This window comes from Streptomyces sp. NBC_01474 (assembly GCF_035918215.1).
GTDB lineage: Bacteria > Actinomycetota > Actinomycetes > Streptomycetales > Streptomycetaceae > Streptomyces > Streptomyces aureus.
On sequence record NZ_CP109449.1, the window covers coordinates 242163 to 263426 of the forward strand.

The 21264-nt window shown below is 67.9% G+C and carries 18 protein-coding genes and 6 pseudogenes; 11 read left to right on the top strand and 13 right to left on the bottom strand.

Translation table 11 applies throughout. The annotated features are described in order from the left end of the window. Positions 1-147: 147 nt before the first annotated feature. On the top strand, positions 148-1224 hold the full coding sequence (locus tag OG758_RS01190; RefSeq protein WP_326708180.1) for a glycerophosphodiester phosphodiesterase family protein: 1077 nt from the start codon (positions 148-150) through the stop codon (positions 1222-1224). 168 nt (positions 1225-1392) lie between these two features. On the opposite strand, the pseudogene OG758_RS01195 reads toward OG758_RS01190, so the two are convergent. The 8 genes and pseudogenes from OG758_RS01195 to OG758_RS01230 all read right to left on the bottom strand — a co-directional run. Then, positions 1393-1611, bottom strand: a pseudogene (locus OG758_RS01195) (MerR family transcriptional regulator); the annotation flags it as partial. Between the two features lie 265 nt (positions 1612-1876). Continuing rightward, a complete protein-coding gene (locus OG758_RS01200; protein ID WP_326708181.1) occupies positions 1877-3037 on the bottom strand; it encodes an MFS transporter in 1161 nt (386 codons plus the stop codon). A gap of 7 nt (positions 3038-3044) precedes the next feature. Next, a pseudogene (locus tag OG758_RS01205) lies at positions 3045-3266 on the bottom strand (lamin tail domain-containing protein); the annotation flags it as partial. 139 nt (positions 3267-3405) lie between these two features. Then, positions 3406-3666 (bottom strand): annotated as a pseudogene (locus tag OG758_RS01210) (zinc ribbon domain-containing protein); the annotation flags it as partial. 85 nt (positions 3667-3751) lie between these two features. Next, positions 3752-4519: a hypothetical protein gene (locus tag OG758_RS01215; RefSeq protein WP_326708182.1), complete on the bottom strand. Its 768-nt coding sequence runs from the start codon at positions 4517-4519 to the stop codon at positions 3752-3754. Positions 4520-4712: 193 nt separating this feature from the next. Further along, a complete protein-coding gene (locus tag OG758_RS01220; RefSeq protein WP_326708183.1) occupies positions 4713-6143 on the bottom strand; it encodes a selenium-binding protein SBP56-related protein in 1431 nt (476 codons plus the stop codon). A 768-nt stretch (positions 6144-6911) separates the two neighbouring features. Next, a pseudogene (locus tag OG758_RS01225) lies at positions 6912-7085 on the bottom strand (restriction endonuclease); the annotation flags it as partial. Positions 7086-7302: 217 nt separating this feature from the next. Further along, positions 7303-7914: pseudogene (locus OG758_RS01230) on the bottom strand (phosphotransferase); the annotation flags it as partial. Between the two features lie 71 nt (positions 7915-7985). On the opposite strand from OG758_RS01230, the gene OG758_RS01235 reads away from it, so the two are divergent. The 4 genes and pseudogenes from OG758_RS01235 to OG758_RS01250 form a co-directional block, all read left to right on the top strand. Then, the gene (locus OG758_RS01235; RefSeq protein WP_326708184.1) at positions 7986-8291 is read left to right on the top strand and encodes a transposase; all 306 of its coding nucleotides are present in this window, start codon (positions 7986-7988) and stop codon (positions 8289-8291) included. A 2-nt stretch (positions 8292-8293) separates the two neighbouring features. Then, a complete protein-coding gene (locus tag OG758_RS01240) occupies positions 8294-9055 on the top strand; it encodes an IS3 family transposase (protein WP_326708185.1) in 762 nt (253 codons plus the stop codon). 52 nt (positions 9056-9107) lie between these two features. Further along, a complete protein-coding gene (locus tag OG758_RS01245; RefSeq protein WP_442810234.1) occupies positions 9108-9608 on the top strand; it encodes an NUDIX domain-containing protein in 501 nt (166 codons plus the stop codon). Continuing rightward, positions 9609-10545, top strand: a pseudogene (locus tag OG758_RS01250) (alcohol dehydrogenase catalytic domain-containing protein); the annotation flags it as partial. It abuts the gene before it with no gap. A 1062-nt stretch (positions 10546-11607) separates the two neighbouring features. Here the strand turns inward: OG758_RS01250 and OG758_RS01255 are convergent. Together OG758_RS01255 and OG758_RS01260 are read right to left on the bottom strand one after the other, a co-directional pair. Next, the gene (locus OG758_RS01255; protein WP_326708188.1) at positions 11608-12156 is read right to left on the bottom strand and encodes a hypothetical protein; all 549 of its coding nucleotides are present in this window, start codon (positions 12154-12156) and stop codon (positions 11608-11610) included. A 190-nt stretch (positions 12157-12346) separates the two neighbouring features. Further along, positions 12347-12709: a four-helix bundle copper-binding protein gene (locus OG758_RS01260; protein WP_100596915.1), complete on the bottom strand. Its 363-nt coding sequence runs from the start codon at positions 12707-12709 to the stop codon at positions 12347-12349. Positions 12710-12812: 103 nt separating this feature from the next. Between OG758_RS01260 and OG758_RS01265 the strand changes: the two genes are divergently transcribed. Then, the gene (locus OG758_RS01265) at positions 12813-13370 is read left to right on the top strand and encodes an SPASM domain-containing protein (protein WP_326708189.1); all 558 of its coding nucleotides are present in this window, start codon (positions 12813-12815) and stop codon (positions 13368-13370) included. A gap of 452 nt (positions 13371-13822) precedes the next feature. Here the strand turns inward: OG758_RS01265 and OG758_RS01270 are convergent, their stop codons facing one another. Then, positions 13823-14263 carry a hypothetical protein gene (locus OG758_RS01270; RefSeq protein ID WP_326708190.1) on the bottom strand — a complete coding sequence of 147 codons (441 nt, stop codon included), beginning with the start codon at positions 14261-14263 and terminating at the stop codon, positions 13823-13825. A gap of 73 nt (positions 14264-14336) precedes the next feature. Between OG758_RS01270 and OG758_RS01275 the strand changes: the two genes are divergently transcribed. Together OG758_RS01275 and OG758_RS01280 are read left to right on the top strand one after the other, a co-directional pair. Next, on the top strand, positions 14337-15146 hold the full coding sequence (locus OG758_RS01275) for an ISAs1 family transposase (RefSeq protein ID WP_326708191.1): 810 nt from the start codon (positions 14337-14339) through the stop codon (positions 15144-15146). Between the two features lie 275 nt (positions 15147-15421). Beyond that, positions 15422-15778 (top strand): hypothetical protein, encoded by a 357-nt coding sequence (locus OG758_RS01280; RefSeq protein ID WP_326708192.1) that lies wholly within the window; start codon positions 15422-15424, stop codon positions 15776-15778. Positions 15779-16409: 631 nt separating this feature from the next. Here OG758_RS01280 and OG758_RS01285 read toward each other — a convergent pair. Beyond that, entirely contained in the window at positions 16410-16559 is a 150-nt protein-coding gene (locus OG758_RS01285) for a hypothetical protein (protein WP_326708193.1), read from the bottom strand. Between the two features lie 824 nt (positions 16560-17383). Between OG758_RS01285 and OG758_RS01290 the strand changes: the two genes are divergently transcribed. The 3 genes from OG758_RS01290 (at position 17384) to OG758_RS01300 (ending at position 20245) form a co-directional block, all read left to right on the top strand. After that, positions 17384-18100 (top strand): hypothetical protein, encoded by a 717-nt coding sequence (locus OG758_RS01290; protein ID WP_326708194.1) that lies wholly within the window; start codon positions 17384-17386, stop codon positions 18098-18100. Positions 18101-18575: 475 nt separating this feature from the next. Then, positions 18576-19658, top strand: coding sequence for an RNA-guided endonuclease InsQ/TnpB family protein (locus OG758_RS01295; RefSeq protein ID WP_442810235.1), 1083 nt, complete (start codon positions 18576-18578; stop codon positions 19656-19658). A 236-nt stretch (positions 19659-19894) separates the two neighbouring features. Beyond that, positions 19895-20245 (top strand): hypothetical protein, encoded by a 351-nt coding sequence (locus OG758_RS01300; protein WP_326708195.1) that lies wholly within the window; start codon positions 19895-19897, stop codon positions 20243-20245. On the opposite strand, the gene OG758_RS01305 is transcribed toward OG758_RS01300, so the two are convergent. Then, on the bottom strand, positions 20220-21227 hold the full coding sequence (locus OG758_RS01305) for a hypothetical protein (RefSeq protein WP_326708196.1): 1008 nt from the start codon (positions 21225-21227) through the stop codon (positions 20220-20222). The genes OG758_RS01300 and OG758_RS01305 overlap by 26 nt on opposite strands. Positions 21228-21264 lie beyond the last annotated feature (37 nt).

Genomic DNA, 21264 nt, shown 5'->3' on the forward strand with positions numbered 1-21264 from the left:
CCCTTTAGCGCTTTCTGCCTGCCCCGGAGTCCGAAGGGGCGATCGTTTCCCGGTTGTTCGCGATGACCTCATGCCTGAGCTTCGTGCGATCCGGGCTTGCGGCTTAGCTTCGCAAGGTCCAGTTCGCCCGAAATAGACGAGGCATAGATGTCCCTGCGTCATGCAGTCGCCAGCCTAGCCGTCCTGCCCGTGCTCGCCGTTCCGGCGACCGCCCAGGCGGCCACGGCCCACCAGAATCACCATGTACCGCCCCAGAAGACTCATTTCGACCTGCAGGCCCACCGCGGCGGCCTCGGCCTGACCACCGAGGAGTCCCTGGAGGGCTTCGGTAAGGCTCTGCGCCTCGGTGTGAGAACCCTGGAGCTGGACACCCACATCACCAAGGACCAGAAGGTCGTGGTCAATCACGACCGGCAGATCAGCGCCCAGAAGTGCAAGGACACCGGTCCGGTGACGCCCGGTGACCCGATGTACCCGTATGTCGGTAAGTACATCAAGGACCTGACGCTGGCCCAGATCAAGAGCATGGACTGCGGCTACCAGCAACTGCCCGGCTTCCCCGAGCAGGAGCAGATCAAGGGCTTCCGCATGGTGGAGCTCAAGGACGTCCTCAACCTGGTCAAGAGCTACAAGGCCAAGCAGGTCAAGCTGAACATCGAAACCAAGGTGGAGGCCGGCGCGCCCGAGCAGACCGCACCGCGCGAGCTGTTCGTCCGCCGTGTCTTCGAGGAGATCCACCGTTCCGGGATCGAGCAGCAGGTCACCATCCAGTCCTTCGACTGGGGGTCGCTTAAGGAGATGCACAAGCTCGCACCGTCGTACCCGCTGGTGGCGCTGACAAACTACGACTTCCTCCAGGTCGGCAAGCCCGGCGCCTCCCCGTGGCTCGGTGGCATCGACGCCGACGATTACGACGGCGACTTCGTCAAGGCCGCCGCTGCCATCCCCGGGGTCACCGCGCTATCCCCGAACTACGGTTTCCCGCAGAACGGCACGATCGCGGACCCGGCCTTCCACTTCTACCCCGACAAGAAGATGATCTCCGAGGCCCATGAGCGGGGTCTGAAGGTCATCCCGTGGACCTGTGACGACCCCGCCACCATCGAGGCGCTCATAGACATGGGCATCGACGGGATCATCACCGACTACCCCAACCGCGTGCGGGACATCATGGCCGAACGCGGCATGCGCCTGCCCAAGGCCTACCCCGCGCCGCGTCACTGACACACCACGGACGCGTACGTCCCGGAGCACCCAGCTCCGGGGCGTACGCCGTCACAAAGCCGGTGCGGGTGACGCCGTCACGAGCGGCCCGGCCCGGCGTCACCCGCGCAGTTCGACGTTGAACTGGGCACCGGCCAGCAGAGCCAGATTGGTGCACCAGACCCAGATCAGGACCCGTCGAATCACGGCCAGGCTCATGCCCAGCTCGCGCAGTGTGCGAAGGAGTTCCAGACGAAGCAGTGCGTCGAGGTCGTAGAGCCGATAGCCGGCGGGGCTTCGGGTGGTCGGCGCTTCCACCCCCGAATCGGAGTAGAACCGGATGGTCTTCACGGGCACTCCGGTCCGCCGGGAAAGCTCCCCGATCGAGTAGAGGGTCGTAACGTCCATGTCCCCAACTCTGCTGTCTCCAGTCACTGGAGACTCAAGGCTGTTCCCCAGCTGGGCCCTGCCGAGAAGTCCGTCGAGTTGCTGAGCACGCGTCACGTGGTTTCCGCCGCCAGGACGGCGGGCACGCCTTGCACCCGCTGGGCGAGCGATGGCTGCGACATGTGCCACCACTCGCTGGCGGCCTATGGCTACGAGCCCTTGGACTCAATCATCTAGGAGCTACCCCGCATTTCAGACAGAGTGCTGCGACGCCCGTCTCCCGGGACTACGTGACTGACTTGCTCATCGGTGTCGGTGGCGTGCGACGTCGGGTGGCCAGGAGGGCTATCGGGCCGACTGTCAGAAGGAAGGCGAGTGCGGCGTAGCCGTAGGTGAGGGTGGCCAAGGTGGCGATTGAGGCGACGAGCAAGGGGCCGCCGGCATCGCCGAGTTCGCGTCCGAGTTCGGCGGATCCCATGGCCTGGCCGAGGCGTTCGGGGGATGTGGAGGTAGCCAGGGTGGCGAAGCCGAGTGGCGTGATCAGGCCTGTGCCGATGCCGATGAGTGCCGCGGCGAGCAGAACCCGGGTGAGCTCTGGCAGCATGGCGCAGGCCAGGCTGGCTGCCGTGGTCAGCAGGCCGATTCCGATGCCAGTGCGTGCGGTGAGGCGGCCGGCGTCCAGGGCTCGTCCGGCCCGGGGCTGGACGATTGCGGCGCATGCGGCGAGGACCGAGACGGCCGCGCCGGTGGCCACGGTGCCGAGCCCGGCTGTCGCGCCGGAGACGGGCAGGAAGCCGACGCCGACGGAGAGCGCGGCGGTGGCGCCCGCGAGAGCGGCGGTCGGCCGCAGGAAGCCAGGGCCAGTCAGCCGCCTGGCCAGGTCCGCGACCGTCTGCCTCGCGCGCGGCAGCGGCGGTACACGTGGGACGACGAGGAGCGCCCACGCCGCCACCCCTGCGGCGAGCAGGGCGAGGACGGTGAACGCCAGCCTCAGCCCGCCGGCCCACACCAGCACGCCGCCGAGCAGCGGGCCCAGGGTGTAGCCGAGGGACTTGTAGAACCCGTAACTGCCGAACGCGCGGCCGTGCTTGGCAGCCGGATTGAGCCGGGCGACCAATACGGAGGCCGAGGGGGAGAACGCGGAGGCGGCGGCCCCCTGGCCCAGGCGGGCCGCCCACAGCCACCCTGGGCTGTCCGCCACTGCATACACGGCGGAGGCCGCCGCGAACGCGGCGAGTCCGCCGAGGAGGACCGGGCGGGCTCCGATGCGGTCGGCGAGGGTGCCGAAGACCGGCTTGAGGAGTACCTCCGCCCCGTCGTACAGGGCGAGCAGCCCACCGAGCACCATCAGTGAGGTGACCGCGTCGCCGGAGAGGGCGCCGAGGTTGGCCGCGATGCCGTGTGCGCCGAACGCGGTGGTGAAGGCGGCCGCGTACAGGGGCCACATCTCGGCCGCCCCAGGAGACCTCGTCGACGAACCGGCCGTCGTCGTTACGCAGCGTGGCGGTGTCGGAGCGGTTGTCCCACACCTAGTTGCGGCGGTCCTGGTAGACGTCTCGGTAGGTGTCGCGGCCGATACCGGTGTGCACGCGGACGGTCGAGCGTCCGCCGCGGTAGTGGTTGAAGGTGTAGGTGCGGCCGTCCTCGTCCGACAGCCTCCAGCCGTCCAGGTTCACACGGCAAAGAGAACACCCCGTGCCCTGCGCCTGCGTTGCCCACACCCGAGCTCCCAGGAGCTGCACGAGGAAACGGAAGGGTCCGCCTGTCACGCACCCGCATCAGGCGAGCGAGCCCCGCTTCGACGTGCCGTCGCCGACGTCGGCTGTGGGCCGGCGGCCTCGCAGCTCTTACACGATCAGCACTAGCCGGGTTGAGACCAGCCCGGACCAGCATCACGCGGGCGGAGTTCTTGTCTCTGGGCGAGACGGCTCCGCACATGGTGCAGCTGTAGGTACGTTCTGAGAGAGGTAGTGCGTGCTTGGTTCTCGCTCCGTGCAGTGCGCAGTCCATGGTGGTGTGCGCGGGATGGGCAAGGTGCAGCTCACGGCCGTGTTTGCGGGCCATGTGGGTCAGGGCCTGCTCGCGGGCCGAAGGCAGAGAGTCGCACGGCCGTGCCCGTCGGTTCCCGCGGCCTTCATCGCCCTCGTGTGACAGGTCGCGTTCAGCGGTTGACTGTCCCGACAAGGACGAAGAGCGCGGTGAGGACGGCCGCGAGAGTCATCGCCATCGCAGCCGGGACCCCGAGAACTCGCCGGTCCGTGGGCCGCTGCTGATGGGCGAGTGTGAGCGCCACCCACGCCGCCTGCGCGAGTACGCCGCCGACGAAGGCGAGCAGCAGCGCCATGATGCCGTCCGGGATGGGCGAAGCGCTCGCCACGAAGGCTCCCGCGACCGGGCTCAAGCAGGCAAGCCCGATCCACGGGGCCACGCGCCGCCTCGGTTGTGCCCCCAGCAGAGCGGCCAGCGCCAGGCCCTCGCCGGCCGCGTGTATGAGGAGCGCCGCCGCCACGGCGACCGAGGCGGTCAGTGCCAGGGTCGACCCCTCCAGGAAGCGGTGCACAGCGAGCGCTGATGTCGCGCCGACGCCGCCCGCACGACCTGGCTTGCACGGGCAGCCGATACGGACCACGGCACCCATCACCGCGTACGAGGCGAGCGCGGTGACCGGCACCGCCCACAGCGGCACGCCGGCCTCATGGGCCTCGTCCCACGCGTCGGGCAGAAGATCGAGAACCGCGATGATCAGCAATATCCCGGACGCGGCGGCCAGCCAAAGCGCCGAGCGGCCGGATCCGCGCCGTGCCAGCCAGGCGCCCACTACAGTGGCCACCGCCATCAGCGCCACGGCCACCAGCGTTTCGGTGGAGGGCAGCTGCCACCGGGCTGCGTCGATCGTGTGCGCGCCTGCTGCGTAGAGCACGAAGGACATGTCCCCTCCCTGCGGGGGTGGCGGACTTACGTGCGCAGTGCCCGGGCGAACGGGCTCCGTCGGATGTGCTCGGATGTGACCCGCCGCTGCGCCGATATGTGTCGCCAAATCCTCGGCGCACTCCGTACATAGCGGCCCCCGAGTCGAGTCGGAACAACACGACCTTCAGCAGGCTCTCGCAAAGCACAAGCGGTCAGCTGCGGTAACAGTACGAATCCGAGGAGGCGTCGCCGCCCTGCAGGCGCGTCTGGTGCACGTGCAAGCCCAAAAAGTCCGGGCCGTGCGGATAGAAGCGGCTGTCGACACAGAGCCCGCCGTGCGAGGTGTCGGCATCGAGTTTGACCATCCACGGGTCGATGCCTGCGGGATACAACTGCGCGTCCCAGGAGCTGTACAAGGAGTTCGTCAGGTACACGCGCCGCCCATCGCGGCTGAGCTCGACCATCTGCGCTCCGCCGGTCAGTGGAGTGTCCGGCTCGGCGGGATGCGGCTGCCGGCTGACGATGCCGCCAAGACGCACGGCCGCGGTCTGCCTCGGATGGAACGGGTCGCTCACGTCGTACTGGTGCAGATCGCCGGTCCCCCATGCGGACACGTACAGCCATTGGTCGTCCACCGACAGGTCGATGTCGGTGATAAGCGGGGGAACAGCGCCGAACGGCTGCAACGCCGGCGGCAGGTCCTTCGTCTGCGCGGGCTCGGCAGGGATAGTGATCACCTTGCGGACCACGAAGTCCTCGCCCTCCCGGTTCCACAGCCACACCGACGCCGACAGGTCCTCAACGTTGACCACGGCGTGCGCGAACCCCCACGTTGCCCCGGGGTCGTGCGCGGGACGCAGCTCCAGCACCATCTGGTTCTCGTCCCCCAGATCGACACGCTGCAGGTGCCGGCCGGAGTCCAGCTCCCAAAAGTGCAGCGCGTGGCCGTACTGGCGATCCAGCAGCAGTTCGGGGACGAGGCCGTCCTCATACATCGAGGGGGTGCCCCACTCGCTGGTCACGGCGATGTTCTGACGCAGATGCCACCAGAGGTCATAGGCCAAGCGCTGCGGTCCGCGCTCACTCTCCCAGGCACGCAGCACTTCGAAGCTTTCGTGGTCCAGCAGCGCGACGCCACCAGGCCCGTCCGCACCGTCAGCTCCGCCCAGGCAGGACAGGAACACCCCGTCGGGACCGCAGTGGAGTGTGTGCGGACGTGAATATTCGGCCCTGGCGGCCAACTCCTCGGACTCGACCACCTTGACCAGGCGCGGGCGGGCGGGATCAGGGCCGGTGTCAAAGATGTGCAGCCGGGAGGAGCGCAGCCCCGGGATGATGAGGTAGCGCCGCGCAGCGTGATGATGACCGGCATGGGCCAGCGCGCTCGAGCAGGCGTTCCAGCCAAAATGGTGCAGTTCGTTGCCCAGGCCGGGCAGCTCGGCGTGGGAGATCACGCGGCCGTATTCGGGGGATTCGGGGTCGGTGCCGACGGTGAACAACGCGTCCGCGCGCTGTGCGGCCGGGTCGAAACCGACGACGTAGGCGAGCTTCTCCGGGGGCGCGGCGACGGCATCCGCCGGAGTGCGGTACAAGGTGGGGTCACTGTGGTCGTCGCGATCGTGCGCGTGCTCACTCGCCCTCATGGCTGTTCCTAACTCCCGAACGGGAGCCTGGATCCGGGGGACTTCCGACAGGCAGCCGGACTCAACCGTTCGAGATCGATATGCCGACACGGGACAGATATGCCATAAAATGAGCGTTTCACAGTCCCGGAGCCCTGCCAAACCGACCGTGCAGGGGGCGCGGACCGCCTCAACGCGCGGCTCGCTTCCGGCACGCCCGAGAACGACGGCGCCGAGCGGACACGGGCCTTCCGGCCGCCTTGCCGGTTGACCGTGCCAGATGCCCCTCGCCGATCCGGCCTGATCGGCCAGACAGGACCCGGCAGGCCCGGCAGTCAAGCCAGCGGAAAATCCGGTGATCGTGCGCCGCTGCCTGCGGGGCGCGTCGAGGTCCGTCCGCAGTATCCCGCCGACCACCGACGCTCGAGCTCCCGCATCTTCGTGCCGCCACGGCGATCACGCCGGATCGCCGCGTGCAGCTCGGCCGTCGGGATCCGCGTGACCAGGATCTTTCACCAGAAGCATCCCGATGCCCCCGGGTAGGAACCCCAGCGCCCTCAAAAATCGTGAACATTACCCAGCCGTCGATCTGGGCGCCCCCAACCCCGTGAACAGCTGCCTTCACTACTCGCTCGTGAACAGAGCTATGAGAGCTACTGCGCCTTCTGAGCTGCATCACGGCCGTGCCAGGTGAACGACGCATCGCCCTGAAGGCGCCCGCCCCTCTGCCCTGCTTTGCAGGGGTCCGGTTCCTTCCCGGCCGGAAGGCCGGGGCGTCCTCGGAAATCCGGTGAACGCGCGGCAGGTGGTGACGAACAAGGCGACGTCCGCGCCGTGTTCCGGGCGGGCGGTGCCGACGAATTTCTGCATGTCCTGCGAGGACCTGCTGCGGTGCGGCGCGTACCTTTTGCACTGGACCACAAGTTTGCGGCCGTCAGGAAGAAGGCCATTGACATCTCCCCCAGTTGAAGCAGGGGGCTTCATTCCTCGCCAAGTGAGCTTTCTGCTTCATCGACAGCCGCTGCCCCGAATGAACGGCGAGGGACGTTGGTACGCCCAGCAGTCTTACGCCAGCTCCACAGGCCTGACATCCGGCCGGCCCGGCGGTAGACCCGGCCAGCTTGGTTATCGCCAGCCGGGCAGGGCCGAGCATACAAGTCGCGGACGGTGCGGGGGTACATCACTCCATTGACTCCAGAATGCGGTCGAGTGTCCGGCGCCCCATTCTGCTCATCGTCGGATTGCTCTCGACGTAGTACCAGACCACACCCATCGCCTGTTGGAACGCCCATGCCTTGCCGCGCTCCCACTCCTGATCGTCACAGACCAGTGTCCGCCGGAGCACTTCCCGCGGGCCTGGCTGCAGCAGGTGCCAGGCACTGACCAGATCCAGCGCGGGGTCGGCCGGGCCGAAGCCGCCGGTGTCGAGCACGCCGCTGAGCCGGTCTCCCACAACCAGTACATTGCCGGGAATCAAGTCACCATGGCTCATCACGTCGGCACCCGTGCGTGGCAACTCCCGAAAATGGCTCCACACCTGGCGCAGCCGGGGCACGTCGAGCAGCCCCTTGCTCTCCTCGAAGCACTTCGTCATCCAATCGTCGTGGTGAGCGAGAACGCCGCCACGACCCTCGCCGCTGAAAAGCCGCCCCCGCGTCTTGGCCTCCCGGAGGGCTGCGATGAAGGCCGCAAGGTCCTCGGCAAAAGCGTCCGACCCACTCGGGTCGGCATCGAAGGCGACCGTTCCCGGCAGCCATGTCTGGACCGACCACGGCATGGGGTGACCCGCTCCATGAAGTTCCCCCTCTGAGCTGGACAGCCTGATACTGGGACGACAGGTCCCGGAGGAAGCAGTTCCAGGTAGTGAGTAAGAAGAGCAACACGAGTAAGCGGTACACGGCCGAGTTCAAGCGGGACGCGGTCGCGCTGGTCTACTCGTCGGGGAAGACGGTGACCGAGGTCGCCCGGGAGCTCGGGGTGAGCCCGGAGGGTCTGCGGAACTGGGTGAACCAGGACAAGGCCGACCAGGGCAAGGGGCCGGCTGGTGCGCTGACCAGCGACGAGAAAGAAGAACTGCGTCGTCTGCGGCGGGAGAACAGGGAACAGCAGCAGACGATCGAGGTCCTGAAAAAAGCCGCGGCCTTCTTCGCGAGGGAGTCGACGAAGTAGCCGTGCGCTACGCGTTCATCGATGCGGAGAGGGCCGCCGAGGCGAACCCCGGTGGTCACAGTGTCGCCCTGCTGTGCCGGGTGCTGGGCGTGTCCCGCTCGGGCTATTACGCCTATCTGTCCGGGCGTTTGGCAGCCGAGAAACGAGCCTGCCAGGAGGAGCGGCTGATCGCCGAGATCCGGCACCACCACGACTTGTCACGGCGGGCCTACGGAGCCCCGAGGGTCACAGCCGCGCTCCGTAGGGGCGGGCACCGTGTCAATCACAAGCGTGTCGAGCGGCTGATGCGTGAGCACGGCATCAGCGGCATCACCCGCAGACGGCGTCGCGGCCTGACCCGGGCGGACCGCAACGCGATCGCGTCGCCGGATCTGGTGGGCCGGGACTTCACGGCCGCTGAGCCGGGCACGAAGCTGGTCGGCGACATCACCTACCTGCCCACGCTGGCCGGCTGGTGGTATCTGGCCACGGTGATCGACCTGGCTACCCGCGAGGTTGTCGGCTACGGGATGGCCGACCACCACCGGGCCGGCCTCGTCGTCGACGCCCTGCGGATGGCCGCCGGACGGGGCGCCCTGAAGGAGGGCTGCATTGCGCACTCGGATCGCGGTTCGGAACTTGGACTCAATCGGTCGTCGCAACACCATCGACTGGACCGAGGTGACCAACTCGCGCTGTTCCTCGACCCCGAAGACCGTTCGTGGGGTCACCGGATCACCTATCCGGTTTGTCGCGATTCGGCCAACACTGGCCAATCACGATAGGAACGGTTGCCGGGAAGCAGCGTTGTCAGTGGGCTCTGCCAGGGTGTGCGTCGTGGACGAACTGGTGGAGCGTGTCGACGATCAAGATCGTGTCCTGGGGGTGGTCAGCCGTCGGCAGGCCATCCGGGCGGGTTGGCTGCACCGGGTCGCCGTGGCGGTGTGTCGTGATGAGCGTGGGCGGATCCTCGTTCACCGGCGGTCGAAGCAGCTGTCACGCTTCCCCGGGCTCTACGAGGTCGTGGTCGGTGGCGCCGTGGATGTCGACGAGTCCTATGAACAGGCCGCCGCGCGGGAGCTAGCCGAAGAGCTGGGCATTCGTGTGCTGCCGCGCTTGCTGTTCACGTTCATCAACCGCAGCGGTTTGAGCCCTCACTGGCTCGGCGTGCACGAAGCCGTGGTGCCGGAAGCCGTGGCCCCCGATCCCGATGAGGTCGCCTGGCATGACTGGCTGACGGAGCCGGAGCTGCGGTCGGCCCTGCTGGAGTGGCGCTTCACCCCCGACAGCCACGAAACCTTCAGCCGGTATCTCGCGTTCCGGACTGCGCAGTCCTGACCCCTGGCCCTTCCCGTCGTGCCCGGGATCGGTGGCGTGGGACGGGTCGTCCACATGGGCCTGGACGCCACCCGGCTGCGCCCCGGCGACCTGGTGTGGTGCGACTCCACGGTGCGCTCGCGGGACGACGCACTGACGCCCGACATCACGCTCCAGGGCTGGAGCTCGCGCGGCGAGGGCGGCGCGCGGCTCGCCCGGTACCTGCACGACGGATCGTTCGCCGAGCTCATGCGGGTCCCGACGGAGAACGTCTTCTTGCTGCCCGCAGCGGCAGGGGACGACCCGGCCCGCTGGGTCGCGCTCGGCGTGCACGTCATCCCTTACGGCGGGCTGCTGGCCGGCGGACTCGCAGCCGGTGAGACGCTGCTCGTCAGCGGGGCCACCGGCAACCTCGGCAGCAGTGCGGTCGCGCTCGCGCTGGCAATGGGGGCGGGCCGCGTGGTCGACCCGGGCCGCAACCGGGCCGCACTCGACCTCCTCGCCGACCGGTTCGGTCCGCGTGTGCGCCCGGTCCCGCTCACCGGGGACGAGGCTGGCGACCGCGCGGCGATGTCCGCGGCGGGCGATGGCCCGATCGACATGGTGATCGACCTGCTACTGCCGAGCGCACCCAGCTCGGCGGCGCGCACGGCAGCCATGACCGTGCGCGAGTTCGGCCGCGTCGTTCTCATGGGCGGCGTCGGCATGCTCGGTGGCGACGACCTCGCACTCCCGTACCCAAGTGATCATGCGCAACTCGATCACCGTGCGCGGCCAGTGGATGTACCCGCGTACAGCGAACGTCGGCATCATCCGGCTCCTCGCCTCGGGCACTCTGGACCTCGCCCCCGAACGGGTCCTGTCGTTCGGCCTCGATGCCGTCAACGACGCCGTCACGTACGCCGCCTCACATGGTGGCCCGTTCGACCGCACCGTCCTCACCCCACCGGCTCGCTGACAAGACCGGCTGATCTCCACATGTCAGCGCCACGGCCCACCGCCTCACGAGCGCAGGCCGCCATACTGCTGCTGCTATTTCTCGTGAACAACCATGAACCTCAAGATCACCAACTGCTGCCCGAACGGACGAGCAAACGCTGCCATGTGAAGTGAACGAAGCCCGTGCGCGCCATAGTCCCCAAGCAGACCGGTACAGCGGCACATCACTGCCGAAACGACGACTGCCCCTCCCCTCCCCCGCCCGGACACGGTCGCGGGAAGGGGCAGTCGCAGGTGCGGACAGGGCGACCCTCCACACGACCGCTCATAGCTCGACCGGAGGTTGAGAGATCACTCAAGTGTCCGTCCAGGCTCCACTGCGATGGCGGCATTCCCTTAACTCATCCAGACCCCAAGGACTGCGCCACAAGCCGGGGCTTCACCGGACAACAAGCACCACGCCCCACCGGCCCCACCGGCCCCACCGGCCCCACCGGCCCCACCGGCCTCACCGGCCAGGACGCAGCCAGCGCCTTGCGGGGAGGGACGTCGCACCAGCCGTTCGAGGACCGCTGAGGAGAACACAACCGCGGGTGGCGTCCGGGTGCCCCGAAGCAGCCGCCGCCGGACCCAGCTCGCACCCCCCACCCTCGTGGCCGAGCCCGCCCTGCCCACCTTGAACACCCCCGCCCATGGCGCCAGGCGGGACAGCCACACATACGCAGACCACCCACCATCACCCACGCTTCCCAACAAATCACGGCCTGTCACCTTCGAAACGAAGACGCCGACCCGCACACAAGCCTTCACATCCCAGACCGATGACAAGCGCGGCCGTGTGAGGGTGGCAGGCAACGCTGACACCAGGTCACGAGGCGACCCCCCTCACCACCCCCAAGACCGGCACCAGTCGGCCACCCAACAGCCATACAGGGGAACCGACGAAATGCGGTTCGCGAGGTGACGGAATGCGCGAAGCGGGTCAGCGGGCAGGGCGACCGGCGCGCGTCCGGCATCGACCGCGGTCCCGTGGGTTCCCAGTCTGGGAACGCCGGATCTGCTCCGGGATCTTGGGGCGCTCCTAGAAGGTGAACTCAGTGGCCTTGGTGAGGGCCTGGCGGGCCGCTTCGTTGGTAGTGGATGGCTCGTTGCGTTCCCGAGCGTGCCCGTGAACAGCTCGGACGAAGCTCTCCAGCCATCCGGTGAACCGTCCGCGCTCGTCCGGGCTGTCACGGTCGTCTATGGTCTCCGCGATCTCGCCGATCCAGTACGCGGCCCAGCTGTCCATGACGATGCCATCGCGGTGTTCCAGGAGGAGCAGAGCGATCTGCCGGGCCACGGGAAAGCGCCGTTCCTGCACGAGGAGCAATGCGCGCTCGGCGCGCTGTTCGGCGACTGTGCGGTCTTCGTGCTCGCGGGCCACTTCGGGCGCTCGGCGTTCGCCGGGCTCGCGCACGTCCTCGGCCTTCAGCCGACGGGCCTTCTGGTAAGCGGCTTGTTTCGAGGTGACGCAGAGCGCTTCGGTGAAGTGGTGCCAGGGAACGCCGGCGGCCCGGCCGGTCTCGATCGCTTTGAGCTGCCCGGCGTCGGCCTGCCCGCGCAGGTACTGCCACAACGTCGCGCGCAGCACCGCGGCCTCCCCTTCACGTTGACCGGGCTGTTCTCCGGCTGTGTCAGCTTGTCCCCCCATGTCTGCGCGTGTTCCAGCACGAGGAACAGTTCGAACCGCTGGAGCTCTATCCGGGAAGCGACTAGCGCTCGCCGCCGTGGGCTTCGACGGCGCCCGGGCCCGGGCGCCGTCGAAGCCGATCAGGCAGGGATCACATCGTGGCGCCCGCCATCGCGCGGCACATCTCCGCGCTGCGGCGACACGCCTCGGCGCAGCGCATCATCTGCTGATCGTCCGGCATGGACATACACGCCTCGGCGCACATGTCGCACGCCTTGGCGCACATCGCGCACATCTCGGGCGACATCGGCGAGCGGCGCATCATCATGTCCGCGCACATGCGGGTCATCTCGGAGCAGTCAATGAGCGCGCGCATGATCTGCATCTGGGGCTGGCCGCCCATCTGCATGCAGGAGCTCATGGTCTCCTCGCAGACGCTGTGGCACGACATGCACGCTGCGACGCAGTCCTGCATCTCCTTGCTCATCGCGGTCATGGATCCGGCCTGGGTCATGGCTCCTCCTGGGGGTGAGGGGGCCCGGGGCGGACCCCTTACCCCTGTCTTACGCCCGCCCGTACCCTCCCGCCATGGAGCGGATGGAAGGATTCCGCAACCTTTGCGCCGAAAGCGCACGATCCCGGCATTTCACCAGGAGGCACGTCACGGGTCCATCGGAGTTGTCGACCCACGGCGTCCGGCCACGGACCCGAAGTGCGGGGTCCGCACCAGGGCCGCCGTCATCGACGTGAACCAGGACGCGGAGTCCGCGGAACGCACCGTGAAATTCCTGACCGACCTCGGCGTCAGCGGATCCACCCGGTCGTCCGAGGTGCGGGAGTTCGGTCGCGCGAAGGAACTCCTGGGGCAGGAATCGAGTCTGTCCGGCCTGTGCGGATACTGCTGGAGCGGAAAGCTCGCCGTCGCTCCGGACGGAAAGGTCTTCACGTGCGTCATGGCGCGGGACTGGCCGGTCGGAGACGTCCCCAGCCAATCGCTCGGCGAGATTCTGCACGGTGGCGAACTCGCCCGGATCCGCCGCGAGATCCACGAGACGGTGTGGCTGCCCGCTACCGCCGACAAGGAGCGCTGCCCCCAGACCTGCGGGCCGGACCTCGCCTGCCCGTGCGACCCCCTGCTCTGTCCCAAGTGCTGCGGCCCCACGCGCCTGAGGTGACCGACATGGCCCGTAGCGAAGACGAACCCCAGAGCAACCCCGTTCCCCCGTACGGCCCGCCTGTCCACGACGCGATCGCCACCAACAAGAGCGGGTGAAGGCAGTCGCCGAGGCTGCCAGAAAGGCCCTCTACGGGGTCGATTTCAACCCTCACAGTGGAGCAGTACGACGAGGTGAAGGGCCGGCCGCCTCCGTACCGTCGGCCGCGCCGTACCCCTGTTCCCCGACGCGGCCCGCCAGCTCGCCGAGCACACCGCCGCCAGCCCCGGCCATCCATGGACCGGCGCGAAGTTCGCCTCGGCATGGGGCACTCGCGACGTCCTCGACACAACCCTGGTCCGCCCCGACCTCGTCGCGGAGATCAGCGCCGACACCGCCTCTCCCCGCGGAGAGTCGAATTCGGGTGCGTGCCGACGGCTCAGCTCGACGCGAGTGTGCGCTGGTGATCCCGGTCAGCGGCGGCCGGTGGCCAGGATGACGAGGAACTGCCCGCCGCCCGCCTCGATGTCGGCGGTCACCGGCAGCCCCGGTACCAGTCGGGAGAACCGGTCCACCAGCCAATTGGCCGCTTCTTGGGCGTCCTGCCTGGTCGGACAACGGCCCACCACCTCGCGGCCTCCCTTGCGCTCCAGCCGCGCTGCAACGGCGATCAGCGGCGCGGGTTCGGCCACGTACGGGCGGTCCGGCCAGGCGATGACCACCTTGACCGCGCCCTTGCGGGTGTTGCACCCACGGTGCGCGAGCCGCTCGGCGACCTTGGTCTTCCGGTCGGCGGTCCGGCTGTCAACGCTGGGCCCCCGCGGGTCGTTCACCGACTTGTCGGGGTCGACCGGTTCGTCGCACACCCAGCACCGCCAGCTGTCGCGCTCGGCCACATCATCGAGGAGACTCATCCGGGCAAACTAGCCTGCCCAGCCGCCACCCCGCACACCAGGGCCTCGGCAACCAGGTGAGCCCTGGCCCACGTTGTTGCTGAACATCGTGAGAACGATCAAGAATCTCCGCCCGCCGTCACCATCATCGCTGATCTCTGCACTGTCATGTCCACCGACGGGTGTCACCGCGCCCGACACTGCCGGGCTGCCCACGGCGCTGGCACATCTACCGGATCCACGAGCTCGTCGTGGTGTGCGGCACCGGCTGCCGGTCGTAGTCAGCGCGGCGGTCTGCGCTGTTGTGGCCAGCTACCGCTCCTACACTGCGATCGCCGAATGGATCGACGACGCCCCAGCCGCGACCATGCTCACCTTGGGTATCAACCCTGATCGCAGGCCGTCCGAAACGATGATCCGCCGCCTGCTGCAAGCACTCGATCCTGACCTACTGACCGCGGCGATCGGTGACTGGCTCAACGGCCGGGGCACGACCACAGAGGAGCCGGCCACGAGACAAGCGATCGCGGTCGACGGCAACACTCTGCGCGGCTCACACAGCAGCGGCAACACTGCCCGGCACGTCCTAGCCGCCTGCGACCAGGACACCAGCGTCGTCCTGGCGAGCACCGACGTCGACGGCAAGACCAACGAGATCACCCGCTTCAAGCCTCTACTCGACCAGATCAGTGACCTGCGCGGCACCGTGATCACCGTCGGCGCGTTGCACTGCCACCGCGATCACGTCACCTACCTCGCCGAACGCGGCGCCGACTCGATCCTGACCGTCAAGGCAACCAGCCCACCCTGCACCAGCAATTGGCCGCCCTGCCCTGGCGAGCCGTCCCGGACGCCACCCGCGACACCGGCCGCGGACACGGCCGCCGCGAGATCCGCACCCTGAAGATCCTGACCGTCTCCACCGGCATCGACTTCCCGCACGCCGCCCAGGCCATCCAGATCCGCCCCGGCGGCACCGTTTGGACCAGCCGAGACGCTTCACCACCGAGACCGTCTACGCGATCACGAACCTGCACGTGCACCAGGCCCGGCCAGCACAGCTCGCCGCGTGTCGTTGCCAGCGATGCACCCGTCACCTACCAAATGGTCCGCGCCCACGTCGCCACTCTCCGCGGGGCTCCGGCTGGCGCGGCGCCGCGGCCGCCGTCGGTGCGGCAGGTGACCGGCTGGCTCACCCGGCACCCCACGACCCTGACCGAGGACGAGCGGGCCGGCCTCAAGGAGGTCCTGGCCCGCTGCCCCGACCTGGACAAGGCCGCCGGACACGTCCGCGACTTCGGCGAGATCCTCACCGACCCGCCTCGGCTCCACACTCCCCACCTGGATCGACGCAGTCGACGCCAGCCAACTACCAGGCCTCACCGGCTTCGCACTCCACCTACTCCGAGACCTCGACGCGGTGACAGCGGGGCTCACCCTCGACTTGGCGCCGTGAACCGCATCAAGAAGATCAAGAGGCAGCTCTATGGTCGAGCCGGATTCGAACTGCTCCGCAAGATGATCCTGCTCCAGTAACACTCCCGAGACGCCCCAAGATCTGCGCGAAGACCGAGCCCTGGCAGGATGGCCTCATGTTGATCCGAAAGGGCGATGCCGCGTAGGCGTCCCAAGGCCGTCCGCGCAGAGCGGTGGCGGCCACGATGGCAGTATCCGGTCCTGAGGGTCCACGGTGTCTCCGCGCGGACTCGTGCAGCAATCCGCCGAGTCGAAGACCAGGAGATGTGGCCCAACGCGGTCGCTCATGCGCTCTCTCGTGTCGAGTGGACTTTCAAGCAGCCTGGCCGGTACCTGGATGCCTCCGCGTTCTGCTCGCCCGGGATAAACGACGCCCGTGATGACCTGGAGTGGGCGATGCGGCACCTTCCTCCTGGAGCCAAACGGGACTTGGGCCGACTGATCGCGCACATCGATGAGGAACTAGAGCGCCGTACCTTGCCGGAGCCAAACCACATCGAGTCGGCCATGGTCGACTGGTGGTGGACCAGAATGCGTGATCGCTGACAGGCCCCGGGCTTATGACCCTCCCCCACAATGGAACGACACCGTCACGCTCCGCGACGGCTCCGCTGAGTAGGCCCGGAGCGCGGTGCCGGGATTGCTCCCGGTCCGTTTCTCCGGACCTCTCGCCGAACCCGCCGTGCGCCTCTCAGCGCAACGGGCTCTCCACGGTTTCTGCCGTCAGGCGGGGTTCGCAGGGTGCCATGGGCTGTCGGGGAATTCCGGCGGCGAGGAAACTGGTGCCGGACTGCGCCGCGGGCGCGTCTTCGGTGAGGGACGCGTAGGACTGCTCGGGCACTTGCGGCTATGGAAAGTGATCCCCGACGCCTTTGCCGGCGAGACGATTGGCGTCGGGCCGCACGGCGAAGAAGGTGGCCGGTGCAAGAGCCTGTTGCTCTATCGATATGGGCGGGTGGGAGTCGAACGCCCGTCCCGGCCGGGTGGGGTGCGTGGACGGCTTCAGGCATGCAGCGTGGGCCGGTAGATGAGTTCTTGGATGCTGCCGTCGAGTGTCCGGCTGTCGAGCAGATTTGGAACCGACATCACGGCGAAACTCATCGCTGTTCGACGGCGAACGTGTAAGGCCCATCGCCTGCCTGACCCCTCATTCGAGCCTCCTTTCGAGGACTTTCGCGCGTTGTGACCCAGGCACAAGAGCACGTGCCGACGCCGGAGTCAGACACCGAAAAGCTCAAGGTGACCGGGCGTCAGGTCTTGAGGAGGCAGACGAGGCGGACGAGATGCCGGTAGCGGCCCGAGTCCACAGCCCGCGTCAGCGCTTTCTGTGCACGTCACTCGGCTGTAGCGGTCCGTGTCACTACTGCTCGGTGCGGGGGTGGGCAAGGCCCGCAGCACCGCCTGCCGGCGCCTGCCAACAACCACCAACCCGCCGGGTCCACCCGCATCGGCCCCAGCCCTCAAAGGGCCGCCCTGCACAAAGGTTCAACCCTCAATGCAGCGTGGAACCATCACTCGATGGGAACATGAGCCATCACTCATGCGTACTATCACTACGCCGCCACACCACCGTTCGCCACGAAAGTACACGAACAGGCGGGCGCACCTACTCCGGTTATGCACTCACGGTGGTGCGCTATTACTCCCGAATTGAAGGCCAACACCATGACTGACCACGCCGTCACCGTCACCAGCGTGACATCTCAGTACGCCACTCAGGTCGCACAGGACCTCGAGCTCAATACCAAAGAGCAGGAACGTATCGGCGCGGAGCTCTCCGCCCTGCAGGCGCAGTTGGTCGTCCTGCAGGACGACCAGAGCGTGCTGCACCGCATCCACCAGACGCTCGACAGTCGGCCGGCATCTGCGCCGAGCAGCCCGGAGCCCTCGACGTCCCTCCCGCAGCAGGCATCCGGCAAGAACACACCTGCCCGGCGTGCCCCGTCCAAGACCGCAGCCAAGGCCCCTGCCCCTTCCAAGACTGCGGCCAAGGCCCCCAGCGCGAAGAAGACCACTGCGCAGGCCAAGAAGGACAAGACCCAGGCCGCGGAGCCCAAGGCGGCTACGGCATCGGCGCAGCCCACGCTGATCGCGCTCATCCGCACCCACCTCGACCAGCAGAAAGAACCCCGCTCCGCAGCCGAGGTCACCTCGGCGCTGGCAAAGGCCCACCCCCAGCGCACCATCAAGTCGACCGTCGTGCGCACCACCCTCGAGAACCTTGTCGCCAAGAGCCAGGCTCACCGCTCGAAGCAGGGCGCCTCGGTCCTCTACACGTCAAGTGCCGTGCAGGCCACAACCCACAAGGCCCCGGCCCCCGCGCTGCCCAAAACCGAGCAGGACAGCAACAAGCGCGAGAAGGCCGGCGCGGTCAGCTCGTAACCGCCCAGGACATCCGAAGAAAACTCCCGGCGAGCAGCCAAAAAGTATCCGGCCATGCGGCCGCGGCCTGTGCCGGTGGCGCCGGCCCGGTGCGGGGGCACTCAGCCACGCGGCCACCACGTCGCGTAGGTGGGGGCAACCGGCCGGCGTCACGGTGCCAGGAGGCGCCGGCCCGCACAACCTGCCGCACCCCATACCAGCAACCGTGACACGGAGAACTCCCGCTCTGTTGCAGGCCCGCGACTGGCCCCTCGCTGGCCGGACAGGTCTTGGTGCGCATCGCTCAGCTTCAGCGTGCTCTTGCGAGGAACCCCGGGGGTTCACCCCCGGGAGGAATCGCATCCTGTGACGGCGATGCGCAGCATCGCCGCGGCAACGGGCGCGGAGCGCACGCAAGAAACCGGGCCGCAGCGCCCGGCGAGGAATGTGCACTGTTCGAATGCCGGTACGTCAGGCGGCAGGTAGCGTCACGGTCGTGAAGTTGACCGTGCAGGTGAAGCTCCTGCCGACGCCTGTGCAGGCGGCGGCACTTGAGGAAACTCTGCGCGCCTGCAATCAGGCCGCGACCTGGGTGTCCCAGGTGGCGTTCGAGAAGGACATCAAGCGCAACTTCGCCCTGCGTGAGCACACCTACGGCCAGGTCAAGGACCGGTGGGGGCTCGGAGCTCAGGCGGCCCAGCACGTCATCAAGAAGACCTGCGACGCCTACACCACGCTCAAGGCCAACTTGAAGGCGGGGAATCTCGGCAGGCCCTCCTCCAAGCGCTACCGGCGTGCCATCGAGAAACCGATCGCTTTCCGGCCTGCGGGCGCGCAGCCGTATGACGACCGGATGCTGTCCTGGCAGTACACGCAGCGCACGGTGTCGATCTGGACCCTGTCCGGCCGGATGAAGCAAGTGGCGTTCACCGCCGCCCCCGAACATTTGGCCCGCCTGGCCCTGTATCGCAAGGGCGAGTCCGATCTGTTGTTCCGCGACGGCATGTGGTTCCTGATCGCGACCTGCGAGGTTCCCGAGGCCGAACTCGACACCAGCGTCACCCAGTTCCTGGGGATCGATCTGGGGATCGTGAACATCGCGACCACCTCGGACGGTCAGATCATGGCCGGACGCCGACTGAACCGCGGGCGCCTGCGCGAGCGCACCTTGCGGCAGAAACTCCAGCGCAAGAACACCCCGTCCGCCAAACGACGCCTGAAGAAGCGGCGTCGCAAGGAGGCGCGGCGGGGACGGGACATCAACCACAAGATCGCGAAACATGTGGTGGCCGAGGCAGAACGCACCGGTCGCGGAATCGCTCTGGAAGACCTCACGGGCATCCGCGCACGGGTACGGCTTCGCAAGCCCCAACGGGCCACCCACTCCTCCTGGGCTTTCGCCCAGCTCGGAGAGTTCATCGCGTACAAGGCCCGCAAGGCAGGGGTACCGGTGGTGCACGTCGATCCGGCGTACACCTCCCGCACCTGCGCGCAGTGCGGGCACATCGACAAGGCGAACCGGGTCTCCCAGGCCCGCTTCGCATGCCGGTCCTGCGGTGTCGTTGCACACGCGGACTGATGGGGGTACCCCCTGCTCGAACGTAGTTGAGAGCTTGGGGGAGGCTCCCGCAACATCCGCCACCGTGCGGAAGAGTTGTGGAGATGCGGGGTGCAGTCAACTGCCCCAGACCCACCCCCGAACACCGGGCGTGGGACAGGACGCAAACGCAGCACCACAGCCAGTGGCGCCCGTTGCGCAAGCCCGGGACTTTGAGTCCCGGGTGGTTGACTGAGCACGAACGAAGGCCGGCAAGAATGTGCAGCTCCCAGCAGAGCATCTGGCTCCTACCACCGGCCTCCGGCTGGCCCGGCCGGCCGTCAATCCACTCCACCGCCGACTTCAACGAACTACCAGTGACCGCCCGCCCCGACCTGGTGCGCTGTAGCGGCCACTGGTGGGTGGTCGGCCCCGGTCAGGGTTCCGCAGGCGACGCGGGCAGGCGCCGTGCGGACGTCGGGGATGGCCTGGCGGCCGACGGCGCGCACCGTGGGCTCATCAAGGGCCGTCAGGCCGCTGTGGGCGAGCGTGGCGAGGCGGCGGGGATCAGCTCCGCGAGGTCGCTGCTGCGGACGACGACGGTCAGGGCGCGCTGGGACCGGCCGTAGTCGAGCGCGGCCCCGGCTGCGACGCCAGGGCCTCGGCAAGACGGTCGACACCGAATCCGCTGATCAGTAGGCGTTCTTTGCGGTTACCGGTGAGCAGTTGGCTCCATTGAACGAAGCCGCCGTCGCCGACTTCCAGCTGGTGTCCTCCGATGCTGGTGTAGATCTTGAAGCAGATGCCCGTGTAGTAGCCGCGGCCGGTGGGCCGGTCGGGGTCCTCGCATACCTGTATTCCTGGCAACCCGGCGAGGTCGCGGCGCATCCGCTCGAGGGTCAGACCAGTCGCGTCCTGCAGAAAGGTCAGTCTGATCCGTGTGTCCTGCCCCCCGATGTCGGCCATGACCTGGGTGGCGAACCGCAGATGCTCGGCCAAGTGCCGGTGTTCAAAACGTCGGTTGCCGGTGTCTCGGCCGGCGCTCACCAGACCGAAGAGCTGGAAGTGGGCAAGGTTCCTTGGACCGTTGAGGCTCTGGGCGCGTGCCACTCGCTGGCTGGCTGCCAGTCGGACCGGCGTGTTCGAACGGGGATCGGCGGCCAGGGCCAGGGAGCGCCGGTGCGATGCCTCCAGCGCCAGCGCGTTCGTCGGATCGGCGGCCACCTCGCTGCCTCGCACAGTCGCGATCACCTTGCGTGGGTCGACGGTTGCCACGGCCGAATGCGCGGCCAGCGGCACGACCGGCGCGAGCACGAGGACCTCAAAGCCTTCGGGCAACGCCGACACCAACGCGTCCTCGGCGCGGCGCAGTGCAACGAAGTCGACCGGTGCCGGGGATACGAACCGGTCGCTGCGATAGCGCCGCATCACCTCGGACGGCGAGAGCCGGTCCGCCCGGCGCCGGAACACCTCCAGCAGCAGCGTAGTCAGGTCCGCACCCGACATCCCGTCGGTCAGCAGTTCCAACAGTTCGGGGCAGTCGGCCCGTGCCAAAACCCGACGCAAAGCCGGGTTGACCGGGATGTCTCCAGTGAGGTCATCGTGCGTCATGCACATCGAGTATCACAGTTCGAAATCAACTGGACCA

What these genes read in the sequence shown, in the direction of transcription:
- OG758_RS01190 (WP_326708180.1), top strand. Translation starts at nt 148, where the DNA reads ATGTCCCTGCGTCATGCAGTCGCCAGCCTAGCCGTCCTGCCCGTGCTC.
- OG758_RS01200 (WP_326708181.1), bottom strand. Translation starts at nt 3,037, where the DNA reads ATGTGGCCCCTGTACGCGGCCGCCTTCACCACCGCGTTCGGCGCACAC.
- OG758_RS01215 (WP_326708182.1), bottom strand. Translation starts at nt 4,519, where the DNA reads ATGTCCTTCGTGCTCTACGCAGCAGGCGCGCACACGATCGACGCAGCC.
- OG758_RS01220 (WP_326708183.1), bottom strand. Translation starts at nt 6,143, where the DNA reads ATGAGGGCGAGTGAGCACGCGCACGATCGCGACGACCACAGTGACCCC.
- OG758_RS01260 (WP_100596915.1), bottom strand. Translation starts at nt 12,709, where the DNA reads ATGACCCAGGCCGGATCCATGACCGCGATGAGCAAGGAGATGCAGGAC.
- OG758_RS01270 (WP_326708190.1), bottom strand. Translation starts at nt 14,263, where the DNA reads ATGAGTCTCCTCGATGATGTGGCCGAGCGCGACAGCTGGCGGTGCTGG.
- OG758_RS01290 (WP_326708194.1), top strand. Translation starts at nt 17,384, where the DNA reads ATGACTGACCACGCCGTCACCGTCACCAGCGTGACATCTCAGTACGCC.
- OG758_RS01300 (WP_326708195.1), top strand. Translation starts at nt 19,895, where the DNA reads ATGTGCAGCTCCCAGCAGAGCATCTGGCTCCTACCACCGGCCTCCGGC.
- OG758_RS01305 (WP_326708196.1), bottom strand. Translation starts at nt 21,227, where the DNA reads ATGACGCACGATGACCTCACTGGAGACATCCCGGTCAACCCGGCTTTG.